This is a genomic window from Flavobacterium cyclinae (genome assembly GCF_021172145.1).
Taxonomy (GTDB): domain Bacteria; phylum Bacteroidota; class Bacteroidia; order Flavobacteriales; family Flavobacteriaceae; genus Flavobacterium; species Flavobacterium cyclinae.
In genome coordinates this window covers 1,817,880-1,836,202 of sequence record NZ_CP089095.1, presented here as the reverse complement: position 1 = coordinate 1,836,202, position 18,323 = coordinate 1,817,880, and the positions used below count along the sequence as shown (strand labels likewise).

Below are 18,323 nucleotides of genomic sequence, written 5' to 3'. Positions count from 1 at the left end.
TTTAGTTTCAGGTTTCAGGTTTCAAGTTTCAAGTTTTTGGAATACAGATTTAAAAAATGTGAGTAATCTTTAAAATCTTTTATGGCCTTGATTGAATTTAACGATTTACTTATTTTTCTTTAGATGACTTATATGTTTTAATTTTTGTTTTAAGTTTCATGTTGAACTTAAATCGTCATTGAAAATAGTTTAGTTTCTGGAGCTTTTCGGATTAATCTTAAATCGAATGCCATACAAATATTACGTACAAATGGTTTTCCTTTTTCTGTGACTGAAATTGTATTTTCTTGAATGTTGACAAGTCCATCTTCTTTCATTTCTTCTAAGCTTTCTAAAACTTTTGGCAATTCATTAAAATACAAAGTTTTATCATTCCAAGAAGTTGAAAATTGGCACATTAAATTTAATATATGTCTTCTAATAATTAAATCTTCTTCTGTTAGTACATGACCTCTAAAAATAGGTAATTGATTTTCTTCTAAATGAGTGTAGTAATCTTCAATTGTTTTTTCATTTTGTGCAAAACTGTACCAACTATCGCTAATGGAAGAAACTCCTAATCCAATCATTAATTGGGTTTTAGAAGCAGTATATCCCATAAAATTACGATGTAAAGTTCCTATTTTAAAAGAATTATACATGCTATCATTTTCTAGGGCAAAATGATCCATTCCTATTTCATGATATCCATTTTGAGCTAACTGTTTTTTACCTTCTTCATACAATTTACGTTTTTCATCATCTTTTGGTAAGTCTTCATCTTTGAATCCACGTTGTCCATTACCTTTTATCCAAGGAACATGTGCATAACTATAAAAAGCTAAACGATCTGGAAATAGGGATTTAGTTTTATCAATAGTATCTTTTACATCTTCTAATGTTTGGAATGGTAAACCAAAAATTAAATCATGTCCAATCGAAGTATAACCTATTTCTTTAGCCCAAAAAGTTACTTTAGCTACATTATGAAAAGGTTGGATTCTATGAATGGCTTCTTGCACTTGAGGCGAATAATCTTGTACGCCAAAACTAACTCTTCTAAATCCTAAATCGTATAATTTTTGTAGGTGTTGTTTTGTTGTATTATTGGGATGACCTTCAAAACTAAATTCGTGTTCATCTGCTTTATTTGCATATTGAAAAATTCCATTGATAAGTCGTTCTAAATTTTCAGGTGAAAAAAATGTAGGTGTACCACCTCCCAAGTGAATTTCTTTGATTATAGGTTTTCTAGGAAAAATGTCGCAATAGAGTTTCCATTCCTTAATTACTGCTGTAATATAAGGATCTTCAACTTCATGTCTTTTGGTTATACGTTTGTTACAGCCACAAAAAGTACATAAACTTTCACAAAACGGAAGGTGAATGTATAAGCTAATACCTTCTGTATTATTAGTTTCTTTAAAAGATTGTAAAAGAGTATTTTTCCAATCATCTAAATGAAATTTATCTTCCTCCCAGTAAGGAACAGTAGGATAACTTGTATAGCGTGGTCCTGGAACGTTATATTTTTGGACTATTGAGACTGACATTGGTATAGAATTTTAGCACCATACAAACTTATACTGCTTTGGAACAAAAAAAAATGATAATTATCATATTACGTTTGTGTAACATATATTACATAAAATAGCTTTTTCAAATTGTACCTTTGAATAACAAAATAGATAAAATTATGAATGCAAAATTTAATGATATTATTAATAGTAACGATTTGGTTTTAGTAGATTTCTATGCTGATTGGTGCGGACCTTGTAAAATGATGTCACCAATATTGCAAGAAGTAAAAGCAAATTTAAAAGAAGGAGTTAAAATAATTAAAGTTAATGTGGACCAACACCAAGATTTGGCTTCTCATTTTATGGTTAGAGGTGTTCCTACTTTAATGTTATTTAAAACCGGTAAAATGTTATGGCGTCAATCGGGGGTGTTAAGTGTTAGAGATTTAACATCAATAATTAGTAATCATTTAAATTAATTTTTTAAATTTATATTCAAAACCAAATAATTAGAAAAGAATGAAGATAAAAGTATTAAGTTTAGTATTGCTTTTAATAGGAGTTACTTCTTGTTTAAAGAATCAAGTTGAAGGTGTTCAAGTATTGGATGTGTCTAAATACGAGAAAAAAATGACACAACCTGATGTTCAAATAGTTGATGTTAGAACTCCGGAAGAATTTGCTGAAGGGCATTTAGAGAATGCTATTAATATTGATATTACTGCAGATGATTTTGATACCAAAATAACAGCTTTAGATAAAGAAAAACCGGTAATGGTTTATTGTAAAGCAGGAGGAAGAAGTGCAAAAGCCTCTTCAAGATTAAATGAATTAGGATTTAAGAATATTTCGGATTTAGAAGGCGGAATTATCAATTGGAATAGTGAAAACAAACCTATAGTAAAATAATAAATGGCTAATTATGAAAAAAAATATTGGTACTGGTGATCGTTTTTTACGAGTTATGATTGGAGTTATTGCTCTGATTTTTGGACTTTCAGGACTATTAGAAGGCACTTTAAAATGGGTTGTATTTGGTGTTGGAGCTATTATGATTCTTACAGCATCAATTCAATTTTGTCCACTATATACTTTGTTAGGTATTAATACTTGTAAAATAAAAGAGAAAAAATAATTTAGTAATAAATAGTATTGTAAAGTATAATTTACTTTTGTGAATTATACTTTTTTTATTTTAAGAATATGATTACATGGCAAGACTTTGAAAAGGTAGAAATGCGAATTGGAACTATTGTAGAAGTTAATGATTTTCCTAAAGCAAATAAACCTGCATATCAATTAACAATTGATTTTGGTTCAGATTTAGGAATTAAAAAATCATCCGCACAAATTACTAAGCGATATTCAAAAGAAGATTTATTAGGAAAACAAATAGTGGCTGTTGTCAACTTTCCAAAAAAGCAAATTGCGGATTTTATGAGCGAATGTTTAGTGTTAGGATCAGTAGGCGATAAGAACGATATTGTTTTATTAACTTCTGATATACCTGTTGAAAATGGGTTGCGGATAGGATAAAAAAAATCCCAAATTCTAAAAATGAGTTTGGGATTTATATTTTTTCTTTCCGATTAAATATCGTCAAAATCAATATTTGTAAAACTTTCAGCTGATTTTACTTCATCATTAACTTCGTTGTACGATTCTCTTTTGAAATCTTTTTGGTGTCTTTCAGAAATTACTTCTTCACCTTTTTGATCTAAAACAAAATCAGTCATTTCGTCTAAAATTTCACGGAATGCAGCGAAATCTTCTTTGTACAAATAAATTTTGTGTTTTTTAAAGTGAAATGAACCATCTTCTTCAGTAAATTTTTTACTTTCTGTAATAGTAATGTAGTAATCATCTGCTTTTGTTGCTCTTACATCAAAGAAATACGTTCTTCTTCCTGCTCGCAATACTTTAGAAAAAATATCTTCTTTTTCTAACATGTCATTTTCTCTCATAATCCTACTGTCAATTAATTAGTGTTATAGCGTCTCAAAAATCTAAAAAAAATCGGATAAAACAAAATTTTAGTCAATTTCTTTTTCTGAAAGTTGTTTTAAGTATAACTCTTTGTAATAACCATCATGGTCTAGTAGTTGAGAATGAGTGCCTTGCTCTTTTATTTTTCCTTCTTCCAAAATAATAATCCAATCTGCATTTTTTGCAGATGAAACACGGTGACTCACAATTATTGTCGTTTTGTCTTTGCAATAGTCTAATAAATTATTCAAAATGGTTTCTTCTGTTTCAGTATCCACAGCGCTTAAACAATCGTCTAATAACAATATTGGTGCGTTTTTTATTAAGGCACGAGCAATAGAAACACGTTGCTTTTGTCCACCCGACAAAGTAATACCTCGTTCACCCAAAATCGTTTCATATTGCTGGTTGAAATTCATAATATTGTCATGAACTACGGCTTTTTTAGCTGCTTCCATTACTTCCTCCTCAGTCGCATTTTCATTTCCAAATTTGATGTTGTTTTTGATACTATCCGAAAACAAGAAAGCATCTTGGGGAACAACACTGATTTGATTTCGTAAGTCAAATAAATTTAAATTTTTGATCTCTTTATTATCAATATAAACTGTGCCTGAAGTCGTATCATACAAACGACTAATTAAGGTTAAAAGTGTCGATTTTCCAGAACCTGTTTTTCCTAAAATAGCCAATGTTTTTCCTTTTTTAACTTCAAATGAAATTTCGTCTAAGGCTTTAATTTTGGTGTCTTCGTATTCAAAAGTAACCTTATCAAACGTAATTGAACCTTCAATAGAAGTAGGTTGATTAACTGTATTTTTAATTTCGGGCTCTTCTTTTAAGAATTCATTAATTCGTTTTTGTGAAGCTTCTGCTTCTTGTACTAATGAAGAAACCCAACCCAAAGATGCCACAGGCCAAGTCAACATATTGATGTATAAAATAAATTGGGCAATTACCCCAATACTCCCAATTTCAGGATCATGATTGATATACATAGAACCTCCAACATATACTACAACTAAGTTACTTAATCCAATAAGTAAAATCATTAATGGGCCAAAAAGCGAATTTACTTTGGCTAAATTCATGGCTTTAACTTTACTTTCATTGCTTAAATTAGTAAATTCTTGTTGTTTTTTATTTTCAATAGCATAAGCCTTAATAACTCGAATTCCAGAGAAAATTTCTTGAGTAAATGAAGATAACGTAGATAAATTCTTTTGAAACTCGCCACTTCTTTTATGAATCATGGAGCTGATTTTGAAAATACTGTACGATAAAAGAGGTAATGGTAATAATGAGTACAAAGTTAGTTTTGGGGAAATGTTGTACATGTATATCACCACAATAGTAAAACGCATTAACGTATTTAAAGAATACATAACGGCTGGGCCTACATACATTCTTACTTTTCCAACATCTTCACTAATACGATTCATTAAATCTCCAGTGCGATTGCGTTTGTAGAAACTTTGGGTTAAGGTCTGATAGTGATTGAATATTTCATTTTTCAAATCAAATTCTACATGGCGCGACATAACAATTAAAGTTTGACGCATTAAGAAAGTGAAAAATCCAGCAATAATAGTTGTTCCTAAAATCAATAGAATATTGTGAAATAATGATTTTTGGAAACTAAGTAGATCACCATCAGGACTTTTTACATAATCTTCAATTACTTTTATAGAGTTTCCTATTAACTCAGGAGTGAATAATGAAAAGATTTGTGCAACAATGGTGATAACTATTCCAAGTAGGAAACGATATTTATATTTGACAAAGTATTTGTTTAAATATTGTAATTCTTTCATAGTATTCTTAAGTGCGATAACATTTCTACATCAAATTCATTAAAAAGGTAATCAATTGATAATGAATGATTATCGTATTTTACAGCATTTTATTGCTAAATTATTAAAATAAATATAATTTTTTGAATCATTTTAAAATTATTCGTAATATTGTAATTAAATATTGAATAATTTTCAACCAACTCAAATCGCATGACAACAGAATTATTAAAAGCAAATGAGCTTCATAAAGTAGATCCAGTTTTTGGTCAGGTATCTTTTGATGGTCATGAACAAGTTGTATTTTGTCACGACAAAGATACAGGATTAAAAGCAATTATTGGAATTCATAACACAGTTTTAGGACCTGCTTTAGGAGGAACTAGAATGTGGAATTATACTAACGAATGGGAAGCATTGAATGATGTTTTACGTTTATCAAGAGGAATGACCTATAAAAATTCTATTTCAGGATTGAATTTAGGTGGAGGAAAAGCCGTAATTATTGGCGATGCTAAAACTCAAAAATCACCTGAATTAATGCGTCGTTTTGGACAATTTGTAGATTCATTATCTGGAAAATACATCACTGCAGAAGATGTAGGAATGGAAACTAAAGATATGGATACTGTTAACGAAGTAACAAAACACGTTGCTGGAATTTCTGTTGATAGAGGTGGTTCTGGAAATCCTTCTCCTGTTACTGCTTACGGTGTTTTCATGGGAATGAAAGCAGCTGCTAAATACAAATTCGGTTCTGATAATTTAGAAGGTAAAAGTGTTTTAGTACAAGGAATTGGTCACGTAGGTGAAGTATTGGTTCAACACTTAACAGAAAGTGGTGCAATCGTTACTATTACCGATATCAACGAAGATAGAGTTCACCAAGTAGGAGCAAAATACGGAGCTAAAATTTTTACAGGTTCAGATTTGTATAGTGCCGATGTAGATATTTATGCACCATGTGCTTTAGGAGCAACAATTAATGATGCTACTATAAACAATATCAAAGCTTCAATTATTGCTGGTGCGGCTAATAACCAATTAGCAAATGAATCGGTTCACGGAAAATTATTAAAAGAAAAAGGAATTTTATATGCTCCCGATTTCTTAATTAATGCTGGTGGAGTAATTAATGTGTATTCTGAATTAGTAAAATGGTCTAATGCTCAGGTTATGGAAAAAACAGAAAATATCTACAATACTGCGTTAGAAATTTTCAAATTTGCAGATGATAATAACATCACTACACATCAAGCTGCTTTTTCAATTGCACAAAAAAGAATTGATGATGCAAAAAATGAATTAAAGAAGTAATTCGTTTTAAATAATATTGTATTTTTGCAGAGCGAAAAAGGTAACTTTTTCGCTCTCTTAATTTTATAAAGTTCTTAATTAGTATGTTAAACAGAAGACATATTCGTGTAAAAGTAATGCAAAGTATTTATGCTATGCACCAACATCAATCTGATAATCTAGATAAAGAAGAAAAATTTCTTTATCAAAGTATCGAAAATACTCAAAACTTATATCTTTTATTGCTTTCAGCCCTTATTGAAATCAAAAATAAAGAAGAAGAATATATCGATTTAGCTTCAAAAAAACACTTAGCTACTAAAGAAGAACGAAATCCAAATTTTAAATTTATTAAGAATAAAGTTTTGGTTTTATTATCAGAATCAGAAACTTTGAATGAAGCTATTCAAGATAATCACATCAACAATTGGAAATTAAATGATGATATTATATTATCATTAATTGATACAATTAAAGAAAGTGAAATGTATCAAGAATATATGCAAAAACCTGAAGGGAGTTTTGAAGATGATAAAAAATTCCTAATTGATTTGTATACAGAAGTAATTGCACCAAGCGATCGTTTATATGATTATTTAGAAGATTATAAATTAACTTGGTTAGATGATTTACCTTCAATTAATACATTGATAGTAAAACAATTGAAACAGTTGAAAGGAGAAGAAGACTTCTTTAGTGTTCCTAAAGTATATAAAGACGAAGATGATAAGGAATTTGTTAAGAATTTGTTTCGAAAAACTGTTTTAAACGAATTAGAGTTATCTAAGGAATATATTGATAAAACACCTAATTGGGATGTTGAACGTATTGCAGAAATTGATACTATTATTTTAAAAATGGCAATTTGTGAGTTGTTGAAATTTCCATCTATTCCGGCTAAAGTAACAATTAACGAATATTTAGAAATTGCAAAAGAATATTCTACACCAAAAAGTAGTATTTTTATCAACGGAATTTTAGACAATTTGGTAAAAGAATTTACTCAAAACGGTAAATTAAAAAAATCAGGTAGAGGTTTATTATAAAAATTAAGGATATGATTAGAAAATCAATTAATTTAATGTTAGTTTCATTTGTATTTATGGCAACATCTTGCAAACAAGAAAGTGCTGCTGATATAATTACAGAGGCTGACATGAAAGCAATTCAAGAACAAAATGCAATCGCAGGAAGATTAGCAAAAGTTGAATTCGATAAAGAAGTACACGATTTTGGAACAATAGCAGAAGGTGCCATAGTTGAAACTGAATTTATGGTTAAAAATGTTGGCGATTCTGATTTAATTATTCATGAAGCTAAAGGAAGTTGTGGTTGTACTGTTCCTCAACCTCCTAAAGATCCAATTAAGCCAGGAGATTCAGCTCCAATAAAAGTATCTTTTGATTCTAAAGGAAAACCAGGATCACAAGAAAAAACGGTAACACTTAAAACAAATACCGCAAACGGACATGAAATGTTCAAAATTAAAGCCAATGTAACACCAGCTGCTAAATAATTTATTTGCAGCATAATTAATATAATATGAATCCAAGTTTAGCAATACAATTAGTATTAATGATTGCTGTGTTTTATTTTTTATTGATAAGACCACAACAACAAAGAGCAAAAAAAGAAAAAGCATTTGAAACCGGTTTAAAAGTTGGAGATAGAATTATCACAAAAGCTGGAATTCACGGTAAAATTGCTGAAATGAATGAAGAAACTGTTGTAGTTGAAACTATGGCAGGAAAAATTAAAATGGAAAAATCTGCCATTTCAATGGAAATGAGTGCTAAACTAGCTTCAAAATAAGATTTTTTTAAATAAAAAAGCCGAATTTCATTTTTTGAAATTCGGCTTTTTCTTTTATATGAAATTTTAAAACTTAACTTTAAGCGTTAAAGGTTTTCCATTTCGCATTACGATTACATCTTTTTCATCACCAACACTTAATTTGGATAAGCAATCCATATAACCGTATACTTCTTTAATTTCGCAATCACCAATTTTTACTAAAATATCACCCGCTAATATTCCTGCTGCATGAGCTGGACGATTATCGGTAACACCATCAATATGTAAACCATCTCCATGATCGGTGTAATCAGGCATAATTCCTAAAGTTACTTTGTATTTTGGAACAACTTTTTCTGAATTCATAGTTGTTTTAGTAAACTCAATTTTTTCTAACTTTTCAATTTCAGAACATACTCTAAATACATAATCCGTGATGTTTCTTACACCATAATAATTAATTTTATCTTCATCATCACTTGGTTTATGATAATCCATATGAGTTCCAGTAAAGAAAAACAACACTGGAATATCTTTTAGGTAAAAAGAGGTATGATCAGAAGGACCTTGTCCTGCATTGTCTAAAGTTACATTAAAACCAGCTGGTTTATTTTTAGTTACAATATTCGAAAATTCTGGCGAAGTTCCCACACCACCAACAGTCAAAGCTTTATCTGCATTTAAACGTCCAATCATGTCCATGTTAATCATGGTAACAACATTTGGATATAAAGACTTCAAAGTTTCTGCCATATGTTTTGAACCAATTAAACCATCTTCTTCACCTGAAAATAAAGCAAAAATATAATTTGCATTTTCTTTGGTTTTGTTTGTTGATAGCATACGAGCTAATTCCAAAACTCCAGCAACACCGGAAGAATTGTCATCAGCACCATTATGAATTTCACCATGTGAATTAGGTTTAGTAGAATGGTTGTGTTCGTTTAATCCTAAATGGTCGTAATGTGCTCCAATAATAATGGTTTTAGAAGCTTTATTGTCTAAGAATGCAATAACATTAGTTCCGTGATTGGCTTTATCACCAGAACCATCTGTAGCATGAGGATTTAATTTTATTTTGTAATTGAATTTTTGGAAATAACTATTGTTAGCATAAGGTTTTAATCCTAAAGTTTTGAATTCTTTTGCAATGTAATCGGCTGCTTTTTTCTCGCCTTCAGAACCTGTTAAACGTCCTTGTAATTCATCGGAAGCTAAATAACTAATGTGTTTTTTTAGCGATTTTGGTTGAGCAATTTCAGCTGCATCTCCTTCAACCCAATCTGCTATGAATACATTGGTTTCTCTAGGTTTGCTTTGCATTCTGTTACTTGAGAATACCAATTTTTTTCCATCAGGTGAAAACATTGGAAATGCATTAAATTCGCTTTCCCAAGTTATTTGTTGTAAGTTTTCACCGTTAATATCAATCATAAACAATTGAAAATCGTATCCACGTGTTGAATGATGATTTGAAGAAAAGATAATTTTCTTATCAGAAGGGTGGAAGTAAGGTGCCCAATTAGCTTTTCCAAGATTTGTAATTTGTTTTAAATCAGAACCATCTATGTTACAAGTGTAGATTTCCATTTCAGATGGAGCTACTAAATTTTGTGCCAACAAATCTTTATATTCTTTAATCGCTTCAGGAGTTTTTGGACGAGACGAACGGAATACAATTTTCTTGCTATCATGCGAAAAGAAACAACCTCCATCATATCCTAATCCAGAAGTGATTTGTTTTAAATTACTTCCATCGATATCCATTACATAGATTTCTAAATCGCCACTTCTAATACTCGTAAAAGCAATTTTCTTTCCGTCTGGAGAAACTACAGCTTCTGCATCATATCCAGGAGAATTTGTTAATTGTTTTACGATATTCCCTTTTAAATCTGCCATGTAAATATCGAATTCTGGATAAATTGCCCATAAATATTTTCCATCTATCGGTTTTGGAGGAGGAGGACAAGCATGGTCAGCCGCATGTGTTGAAGCGTAAATAATATGTTTTCCATCTGGCATATAAAAAGAACAAGTAGTTCTTCCTTTTCCGGTAGAAACCAATTGCAAACTCTTTTCGTTGAATTCTCGTGCTTGTAAATCCAACATGTAGATTTGGTCACATGAAACTCCAAATGCTTTATTGGTTACTTGAAGTGTTAATTTATCACCTTTTGGATTAAAATAAGCTTCTGCATTATCGCCACCGAAAGTTAACTGTTTAATGTTTTTAAGGTGTTTTTCTTGTGCAATAGACAAAAAAGAAAGGGTTGAAATTAAGGCGAATGTCAAGCCTTTTTTAAGGTTTATTTTTTCAAACATAATTGATTAAATTAATGATGAATTAGAATAGAATTGCGAATATACGAAAAAAGACAAGCTGTAAATAACTTGTCTTTATAATAGTTATCTATTTAGAAATAGATTTATTTTTTAGTTGTAGCTGTAATTTCAGCAATTTTTACAATTACTTCAGTAGCTTTTACCATGCTTTCAACAGGAACATATTCGTATTTTCCATGAAAATTGTGACCTCCAGCAAAAATATTAGGACAAGGTAATCCTTTGTACGATAATTGACAACCATCAGTTCCTCCTCGAATTGGTTTTATGATTGGTTTAATACCTAATTCTTTCATGGCTTTTTCAGCAATTTCTACGATATGAAAAACAGGTTTTACCTTTTCTTTCATATTGTAGTATTGATCTTTAACTTCGGCAATTACTATTTCTTCTCCAAATTGTTTTTGCCATTTTTTATTGAATTTATTGGCTAATTCATGAATGAACTCTTTACGTTCTTTGAATTTTTTTGCACTATGGTCGCGAATGATTAATTCAACCACTGTTTCTTCAATACTGCCTGAAATTCCAACAACGTGGAAGAAACCTTCGTAACCTTTAGTTTTTTCAGGAATTTCTTTCTTTGGTAATTTAGAAATGAATTGGTTGGCTAACAACATTGAATTAATCATTTTTCCTTTAGCATATCCTGGGTGAACGCTTTTTCCTTTAAAAGTGATTTTAGCTCCAGCTGCATTGAAATTTTCATATTCTAGTTCGCCAATTTGACTTCCATCCATAGTATAGGCCCAATCACAACCAAATTTTTCTACATCAAATTTATGTGCACCACGACCAATTTCTTCATCAGGTGTGAAACCTACTCTAATTTTTCCGTGTTTGATTTCTGGATGTTGGATTAAGTACTCCATTGCCGACATAATTTCGGTAATTCCGGCTTTGTCATCAGCACCTAATAAAGTTGTTCCATCGGTAGTGATTAAAGTTTGTCCTTTGTATAAAAGTAAATCTTTGAAATAACTTGGTGATAAAACAATATTTTGTTTTTTATTTAAGATGATATCACCACCGTCATAATTTTTTACAATTTGTGGTTTTACATTTGCTCCAGTAAAATCAGGTGTAGTATCGTAGTGAGAAACAAAACCTATAGTAGGAACTTCGTGTTTTACATTACTTTCTAAAGTAGCCATAACGTAACCATTTTTATCGATAGTTACATCGGTCATCCCCATTGATTTTAGTTCTTTTACTAAAAGATTGGCTAGATCTAATTGTTTTTTTGTACTTGGAGTAGTATCTGAGTTTGGATCAGATTCGGTGTCTATAGTAACGTAGCTTATAAAACGATCTATAATATGTTGCATGATTTTTAAATTTTACACAAATATAAGAAATGAAGAAGTTTTATTCATCTGCTTTTTGTGAAAAGTTCAGGATTAAATTCTTTGTACTTTTAGTTTACTATTTTACACTGAAACAACAGAGCTATTAGCTTTTTTTTTGAATTAATTCTTGAATTTTGATTTTATTTTTCCAGTTTTTGATTTGTTTTTCTCTTTAAATATCTTCGCTTTGGGAATTAAATTCTTCTTGGTAAACCAAAATCCAATCGTTGGTTGAACCAGTAAATCTTCTGCTTTTTTGATTATGACGTATTATTCTTGTAGCTAAATCGGCTGTGTATCCAATGTAATATTTATCTCGAGTGAGACTGTGTAGAATGTAAACTGTGTAAGGCATATAATTAAAATTTTGGTATAAAAAAATCCTACTAAAAGTAGGATTTAAGTGGGCAATAACTTGTTCCGAATTTCGGAAAGGGATTCGAACCCCTGACCCTCCCGATATAGTCGGGATGCTCTGAACCAACAGAGCTAATTGCTATTTTTTTGAATTAATTCTAGAATTTTGATTTTACTTTTCCAGTTTTTGATTTGTTCTTCTCTTTGAATAGCTTCTCTTTGGGAATTAAATTCTTCTTGGTAAACCAAAATCCAATCGTTAGTTGAACCAGTAAATCCTTTGCTTTTTTGATTGTGACGAATTATTCTTGTAGCTAAATCGGCTGTGTAGCCAACGTGATATTTATCTCTAGTGAGACTGTGTAAGGCATATAATTAAAATTTTGGCATAAAAAAATCCTACTAAAAGTAGGATTAAGTGGGCAATAAGGGATTCGAACCCCTGACCCCCTCGGTGTAAACGAGGTGCTCTGAACCAACTGAGCTAATTGCCCCAATATAATTTTTTTGTCACCCTGACCCTCCCGATAAACGGGATGCTCTGAACCAACTGAGCTAATTGCCCCAATATATTTTTTGTCACCCTGACCCTCCCGATAATTCGGGATGCTCTGAACCAACTGAGCTAATTACTCCTCTGACGTGCTATACTAATTCTGTATTGCGAGTGCAAATATACAAGGTTTAATTGTATTTGCAAGTAAAATAGTTATAAAATTACTTTTTTTCTATCTTTTCTAAAAGTACTTTATTTGTGTAATTTACCATAGTAATGGTAATCTCTTCATTTTTAGAAGTTTTGCCTTCTATAACATAAATTTTACCTTTTCTGTAAGCTTCATTACTTTTTGAGAAATCAACATCGCCATAACGTAAACTATTACGAATATCTTCTAATGTAACCCATTTTCCATCTAAAGATTTTTGAGCAAGCGAATCAATTTCGAGCGATTTACTTCTCAAATCTTTCAAAACTCTACAATTTGGAAAATAACAAAATTCTACTCCTTTGTCAGTTGCTTTTGATTTTAAAAACCACATTACAAAAACACCTCCTAAGAATAATCCAAATAAATAATAGGCTAATCGAAACTGAAACTTCATATCATAATAATTTGTGCAAATTTAGTTTAAATTATACACATTCACCATAGAATTTAACTTTAAAAAACAATCAAGTTGATATCGCGATATTCTAAATTAAACCAATCTGCTATAGCTTTATTAGTTAGTAGGCCATGATAACTGTAAATTCCGTTTTTTAAACCTCTGTTACAACGTATTGCACTTTCAATTCCGCCATCTTCAGCAATTTGTAATAAAAATGGGGAAATAATATTACTAATTGACATGGAAGCCGTTTTAGAGTATCGAGAAGGTATATTGGGTACACAGTAATGAATAACGCCACTTTTTATAAAAGTAGGTTTCTCATGCGTGGTAACTTCAGAAGTTTCAAAACATCCTCCAGTATCAATACTAACATCTACAATTACAGCACCTTTTTTCATGTGTTCTACCATAGTTTCAGTAACTACAACTGGAGCTCTATTTTTTCCTTTCATGGCGCCAATAGCAACATCGCAACGTCTTAATGCCTTTAAAAGTGATTTTTCTTGAATGGTAGAAGTGAAAATTCTTTGATTTAAAGTGTTTTGCAAACGACGTAATTTGGTAATAGAATTATCAAAAACTTTAACATGTGCGCCTAATCCTAAAGCGGTTCTGGCAGCATATTCGGCTACTGTTCCAGCTCCTATAATGACAACTTTTGTTGGTGGAACTCCCGTAATATTACCAAAAAGTAAGCCTTTTCCAATATTTTCACCAATCATTAATTCTGAAGCTATTAATATGGAAGCCGTACCAGCTATTTCAGATAATGATTTTACAGTAGGATAGGATCCATCTTCATCTTTGATAAATTCAAATGCTAATGCAGTTATCTTTTTTGCTGACAATGCTTCAAAATATTCTTTTTTCTGTGTTTTTAATTGAATTGCAGAAATGATAATCGATTGGGGATTCATTATCTCAATTTCGGCAAGAGTAGGTGGTTCTACTTTCAAAATCATCGGACAACCCAAAACTTTTTTGGTGTCTTGTGTAATTTCGGCACCCGCATCACTGTATTCTTTATCGGTATAACTTGAAGTTTCTCCAGCACCAGCTTCTAACATTACGCGGTGTCCGTGTGATACTAATGAAGAAACAGCATCTGGCGTTAAGCAAATTCTTCTTTCTTGATACGAGGTTTCTTTTGGAATCCCAATAAATAATTCGCTTTTATGACGCGCTACTTCAAGTTTTTCTTCTTGCGGAAGTAATTGTGAAGCAGAAAATGGAGTATATATCGACATTACTTTTGATTTTGAGGTTCTAAATTAGGAATAATTTTAGACTTGGGAAATAGATTCACAAAAAAAGAGAATAGAAGTTGATTTTCTATTCCCTTGGTATTAATTTTTGAGCGTTAGTTCACGTTTACCATTTGATAAAATTTTTATGGAAATACTCGCATGGTCAATCGGAATTAAATTTGGCGTTTTTTCAGGCCATTCGATAAAGCACCAATTATCAGAATAGAAGTATTCGTCTAATCCCATATCATAACCTTCTTCTTCCGAATTTAAGCGATATAAATCAAAGTGATACACCGTTTCGCCTTCAAAAGTTCTGTATTCGTTTACTAAAGAAAATGTTGGACTGCTTGAATTATCTTTAACACCTAATTCTTTTACTAATTCTTTAATCAAAGTAGTTTTACCTGCTCCCATAGAAGCATGAAAAGTAATGATTTTTTTTAAAGAAGGTGTTGCCAGGATTTGTTTTGCAATGGCATTAATTTCTTCTAAACTGTATATTATGGTCATACTTAATTTAACTTTTACTGAACACTTTTTTCCTAAATACTGAACACTCTTACCTTGGCTCTAGAACTAAAAATGGAATAATCATTTCTTCTAAAGAAATTCCACCATGTTGGTAGGTGTTTCGGTAATAACTCACATAATGATTGTAGTTATTTACGTAAGCCAAAAATAAATCGTTTTTCGCAAAAATAAAAGAGCTACTCATGTTTAGCGCTGGTAAACCAATTTTCTTTGGATCTTTCACCGCATAAACATCTTTGTCTTCATATGTTAAGCTTCTTCCTGTTTTATATCGAAGATTTAAACTCGTGTTTTTATCTCCAATAACTTTTGACGGATTTTTACAATTGATAGTTCCGTGATCAGTAGTTAAAATTAATCGGAATCCTTGCTTTTGAGCTTGTTGAATAATATCTAATAAAGGTGAGTTTTTAAACCAACTTACCGTTAAAGAACGATATGCTTTATCATCAGAAGCCAATTCTTTAACAACTTCCATTTCAGTTTTAGCGTGTGATAGCATATCCACAAAATTGTAAACAATTGTCGTTAAATCATTGTTTTTTAATGATTTGAAATTCTCAGCTAGTTTTTTTCCGTCTTTAAAGTTGGTAATTTTATAATATTCCTGTTTGATGTTTAATCCCAAACGTTTTAATTGCTCTGATAGAAATTCACCTTCATATAAGTTTTTTCCACCATCATCAATATCATTTTTCCAATATTGTGGAAATTTTTTCTCCATTTCTAAAGGTAATAATCCCGAAAATATTGCATTTCTTGCATATTGTGTTGCAGTAGGAAGAATAGAGTAGTAGCTTACTTCTTTTTCTAATTTAAAATGATTGTTTACAATATTTTCAAAAGCTTTCCATTGATCATATCGTAAATTATCAATTACAATAAATAGAATAGGTCTATCTTTTTTTCGAATTTCTGGCGCTACATATTGTCCAAATACTTGATGTGATAATACAGGTGCATCATCCGGATCTTGTATCCAATCTTCGTAATTACGTTCAATAAATTTTCCAAATTGCACATTAGCTTCGGTTTTCTGACTTTCTAAAATCTCAACCATGCTTTGATCTTCAATGTTTTCTAATTCTAATTCCCAGAATATGAGTTTTTTGTATAATTCTACCCAATCTTCATAAGTACGAATCATAGCCATATCCATTGCAATTTTTCGAAATTCTTTCTGGTAATCCAAAGTTGTTTTCTCTGAAATTAATCGCGAATGGTCTAAATTTTTCTTCAAACTCAATAAAATCTGATTTGGATTAACCGGTTTTATCAAATAATCGGCAATTTTAGAACCGATGGCTTCTTCCATTATGTATTCTTCTTCACTTTTGGTAATCATAATCACCGGAACCGAAGATTTCTTTTCTTTTAATTCAGATAAAGTTTCCAAACCACTTAAACCAGGCATGTTTTCGTCTAAGAAAACAATGTCAAAATTATTTTCTTCGAACAAATCGATAGCGTCTTGTCCGTTATTACAAGTGGTTACGTGATAGTTTTTCTTTTCTAAAAAAAGGATATGGGGTTTTAGTAAATCAATTTCATCATCAACCCAAAGTATTTTTATTTGGCTCATATTTCTTAATTTGTGTGCAAGTTACTATTTATTAAACGACGTTTGTATTAAATATTGTATAAAATTTTGAATACTTTTTAACGATTTAATTTTGTAAAAAATCGCTACATTTGTTACTAAAATTATCAAATTGTGAGCCAAACCAACAAACTCAAAATATTCAACGATCCTATTTATGGTTTTATAACCATTCCCAATAGTATAATTTACGATTTAATTCAGCATCCTTATTTTCAGCGTTTACGAAGAATATCCCAAATGGGCATGTCGTATTTGGTTTATCCTGGAGCACATCATACGCGTTTTCATCATGCGTTAGGTTGTATGCATATCATGCAAAAAGCGGTTCAAACGCTTAAATTTAAGGGAGTTTCTATATCGGAAGAAGAAGAAAATGCGTTGTATATTGCTATTTTGTTGCATGATATTGGTCACGGTCCTTACAGTCACGCTATGGAGCATAGTATTGTAGAAGAAGTGCATCATGAAGAATTATCGTTGTTGTTCATGGAGCAATTGAATAAAGAATTTGATGGAAAATTAGCATTAGCAATCCAAGTTTTTAAAGGCGAATATCATAGAAAATTCATGTTGCAATTGATTTCAAGTCAGTTGGATATGGATCGAATGGATTATCTAAAACGTGATAGTTTTTATAGCGGTGTAGCTGAAGGTAATATCAACAGCGAACGTTTAATCCAAATGATGAACGTACAAGATGATTTTTTGGTTATTGAAGAAAAAGGGATTTACTCAGTTGAAAAATTCTTAGTGGCAAGACGTTTGATGTATTGGCAAGCCTATTTGCACAAAACCAGCGTTGTGGCTGAACTAATATTGACTAAGATTTTAAAACGTGCTAAAGAGTTAACACAAAAAGGTACAGTTTTATCTTGTAGCGAACCATTGCAGTTTTTTTTACAGAATAAAATATCTTTAGAAAATTTTGATAAAAATGTTTTGGATAAGTTTTCCTATTTGGATGATTATGATGTATTAGGAGCAATAAAATCATGGCAATTTCATGATGATTTTGTGTTACAGTCACTATGTAAAATGATTTTAAATCGTGATTTATTAAAGATTCAAATGAGTGATGATAAACCGAACAAAGAGAATTTGTTGGGTATAAAAAATAAATACATTTCAATTGCGGGAATTTCGGAAAAAGAAGCTGATTATTTTGTGTTCAAAGGCAAATTGAAAAATCAAGCGTATAGCAAATCGAGTGAACCAATTCGAATTTTGAAAAAAGACAAAACAATTGAAGATGTAGTAGAAGCTTCAGATCAATTGCATTTAAAAGCTTTGTCTAAACCTGTGACAAAATATTTTATTTGTTTTCCAAAAGTCATCTTAGAACGTTAACATTTTAATTTAATTTTATATTTTTGCCAAGATGAAGTGGTTTCATGTGGTTTGATACA

General features: G+C 30.7%; 19 protein-coding genes, 1 tRNA gene and 1 pseudogene. 9 read left to right on the top strand and 12 right to left on the bottom strand.

Translation table 11 applies throughout. The features are described from left to right. Positions 1 to 167: 167 nt before the first annotated feature. Complete coding sequence (gene hemN / locus LOS86_RS08590) at positions 168 to 1,532, bottom strand: oxygen-independent coproporphyrinogen III oxidase (RefSeq protein ID WP_231841695.1); 1,365 nt, start codon at positions 1,530 to 1,532, stop codon at positions 168 to 170. 143 nt (positions 1,533 to 1,675) lie between these two features. Between hemN and trxA the strand changes: the two genes are divergently transcribed. From trxA to LOS86_RS08570, 4 genes are all read left to right on the top strand, one after another. Further along, positions 1,676 to 1,978 carry a thioredoxin gene (trxA, locus tag LOS86_RS08585; RefSeq protein ID WP_231841694.1) on the top strand — a complete coding sequence of 101 codons (303 nt, stop codon included), beginning with the start codon at positions 1,676 to 1,678 and terminating at the stop codon, positions 1,976 to 1,978. A 40-nt stretch (positions 1,979 to 2,018) separates the two neighbouring features. Continuing rightward, the gene (locus LOS86_RS08580; protein ID WP_231841693.1) at positions 2,019 to 2,408 is read left to right on the top strand and encodes a rhodanese-like domain-containing protein; all 390 of its coding nucleotides are present in this window, start codon (positions 2,019 to 2,021) and stop codon (positions 2,406 to 2,408) included. A gap of 13 nt (positions 2,409 to 2,421) precedes the next feature. Beyond that, positions 2,422 to 2,634: a YgaP family membrane protein gene (locus tag LOS86_RS08575; protein WP_231841692.1), complete on the top strand. Its 213-nt coding sequence runs from the start codon at positions 2,422 to 2,424 to the stop codon at positions 2,632 to 2,634. 68 nt (positions 2,635 to 2,702) lie between these two features. Then, the gene (locus tag LOS86_RS08570; protein WP_231841691.1) at positions 2,703 to 3,035 is read left to right on the top strand and encodes a tRNA-binding protein; all 333 of its coding nucleotides are present in this window, start codon (positions 2,703 to 2,705) and stop codon (positions 3,033 to 3,035) included. A gap of 53 nt (positions 3,036 to 3,088) precedes the next feature. On the opposite strand, the gene LOS86_RS08565 is transcribed toward LOS86_RS08570, so the two are convergent. Both LOS86_RS08565 and LOS86_RS08560 read right to left on the bottom strand, forming a co-directional pair. Continuing rightward, positions 3,089 to 3,463, bottom strand: a complete 375-nt coding sequence (locus LOS86_RS08565) for a PUR family DNA/RNA-binding protein (protein WP_231841690.1) — start codon at positions 3,461 to 3,463, stop codon at positions 3,089 to 3,091. Positions 3,464 to 3,532: 69 nt separating this feature from the next. Continuing rightward, positions 3,533 to 5,299 (bottom strand): ABC transporter ATP-binding protein, encoded by a 1,767-nt coding sequence (locus LOS86_RS08560; RefSeq protein WP_231841689.1) that lies wholly within the window; start codon positions 5,297 to 5,299, stop codon positions 3,533 to 3,535. A 192-nt stretch (positions 5,300 to 5,491) separates the two neighbouring features. On the opposite strand from LOS86_RS08560, the gene LOS86_RS08555 reads away from it, so the two are divergent. The 4 genes from LOS86_RS08555 (at position 5,492) to yajC (ending at position 8,386) form a co-directional block, all read left to right on the top strand. Continuing rightward, the gene (locus LOS86_RS08555) at positions 5,492 to 6,595 is read left to right on the top strand and encodes a Glu/Leu/Phe/Val dehydrogenase dimerization domain-containing protein (protein WP_231841688.1); all 1,104 of its coding nucleotides are present in this window, start codon (positions 5,492 to 5,494) and stop codon (positions 6,593 to 6,595) included. 83 nt (positions 6,596 to 6,678) lie between these two features. Then, positions 6,679 to 7,620 carry a transcription antitermination factor NusB gene (gene nusB / locus LOS86_RS08550; protein ID WP_231841687.1) on the top strand — a complete coding sequence of 314 codons (942 nt, stop codon included), beginning with the start codon at positions 6,679 to 6,681 and terminating at the stop codon, positions 7,618 to 7,620. Between the two features lie 11 nt (positions 7,621 to 7,631). Beyond that, positions 7,632 to 8,090: a DUF1573 domain-containing protein gene (locus LOS86_RS08545; RefSeq protein WP_231841686.1), complete on the top strand. Its 459-nt coding sequence runs from the start codon at positions 7,632 to 7,634 to the stop codon at positions 8,088 to 8,090. A gap of 26 nt (positions 8,091 to 8,116) precedes the next feature. Further along, complete coding sequence (yajC, locus tag LOS86_RS08540; RefSeq protein WP_231841685.1) at positions 8,117 to 8,386, top strand: preprotein translocase subunit YajC; 270 nt, start codon at positions 8,117 to 8,119, stop codon at positions 8,384 to 8,386. Between the two features lie 66 nt (positions 8,387 to 8,452). Here yajC and LOS86_RS08535 read toward each other — a convergent pair whose 3' ends face one another. The 9 genes and pseudogenes from LOS86_RS08535 to porX form a co-directional block, all read right to left on the bottom strand. Further along, positions 8,453 to 10,693, bottom strand: a complete 2,241-nt coding sequence (locus LOS86_RS08535) for a M20/M25/M40 family metallo-hydrolase (protein ID WP_231841684.1) — start codon at positions 10,691 to 10,693, stop codon at positions 8,453 to 8,455. A gap of 104 nt (positions 10,694 to 10,797) precedes the next feature. Continuing rightward, positions 10,798 to 12,042: a peptidase T gene (pepT, locus tag LOS86_RS08530; RefSeq protein WP_231841683.1), complete on the bottom strand. Its 1,245-nt coding sequence runs from the start codon at positions 12,040 to 12,042 to the stop codon at positions 10,798 to 10,800. A 193-nt stretch (positions 12,043 to 12,235) separates the two neighbouring features. Continuing rightward, on the bottom strand, positions 12,236 to 12,418 hold the full coding sequence (locus LOS86_RS08525) for a GIY-YIG nuclease family protein (protein ID WP_231841682.1): 183 nt from the start codon (positions 12,416 to 12,418) through the stop codon (positions 12,236 to 12,238). 134 nt (positions 12,419 to 12,552) lie between these two features. Continuing rightward, positions 12,553 to 12,732, bottom strand: a pseudogene (locus LOS86_RS13700) (GIY-YIG nuclease family protein); the annotation flags it as partial. Positions 12,733 to 12,839: 107 nt separating this feature from the next. Continuing rightward, positions 12,840 to 12,914 (bottom strand) — tRNA-Val (locus LOS86_RS08520). 223 nt (positions 12,915 to 13,137) lie between these two features. Beyond that, complete coding sequence (locus tag LOS86_RS08515; RefSeq protein WP_231841681.1) at positions 13,138 to 13,524, bottom strand: DUF4258 domain-containing protein; 387 nt, start codon at positions 13,522 to 13,524, stop codon at positions 13,138 to 13,140. Positions 13,525 to 13,583: 59 nt separating this feature from the next. Then, complete coding sequence (locus LOS86_RS08510) at positions 13,584 to 14,780, bottom strand: alanine dehydrogenase (RefSeq protein WP_231841680.1); 1,197 nt, start codon at positions 14,778 to 14,780, stop codon at positions 13,584 to 13,586. A 99-nt stretch (positions 14,781 to 14,879) separates the two neighbouring features. Continuing rightward, positions 14,880 to 15,293 (bottom strand): tRNA (adenosine(37)-N6)-threonylcarbamoyltransferase complex ATPase subunit type 1 TsaE, encoded by a 414-nt coding sequence (tsaE, locus tag LOS86_RS08505; RefSeq protein WP_231841679.1) that lies wholly within the window; start codon positions 15,291 to 15,293, stop codon positions 14,880 to 14,882. Positions 15,294 to 15,342: 49 nt separating this feature from the next. Then, positions 15,343 to 16,896, bottom strand: a complete 1,554-nt coding sequence (gene porX / locus LOS86_RS08500; RefSeq protein ID WP_231841678.1) for a T9SS response regulator signal transducer PorX — start codon at positions 16,894 to 16,896, stop codon at positions 15,343 to 15,345. 132 nt (positions 16,897 to 17,028) lie between these two features. Here porX and LOS86_RS08495 point away from each other — a divergent pair, with 132 nt between their 5' ends. Further along, positions 17,029 to 18,264, top strand: coding sequence for an HD domain-containing protein (locus LOS86_RS08495; RefSeq protein ID WP_231841677.1), 1,236 nt, complete (start codon positions 17,029 to 17,031; stop codon positions 18,262 to 18,264). Positions 18,265 to 18,323 lie beyond the last annotated feature (59 nt).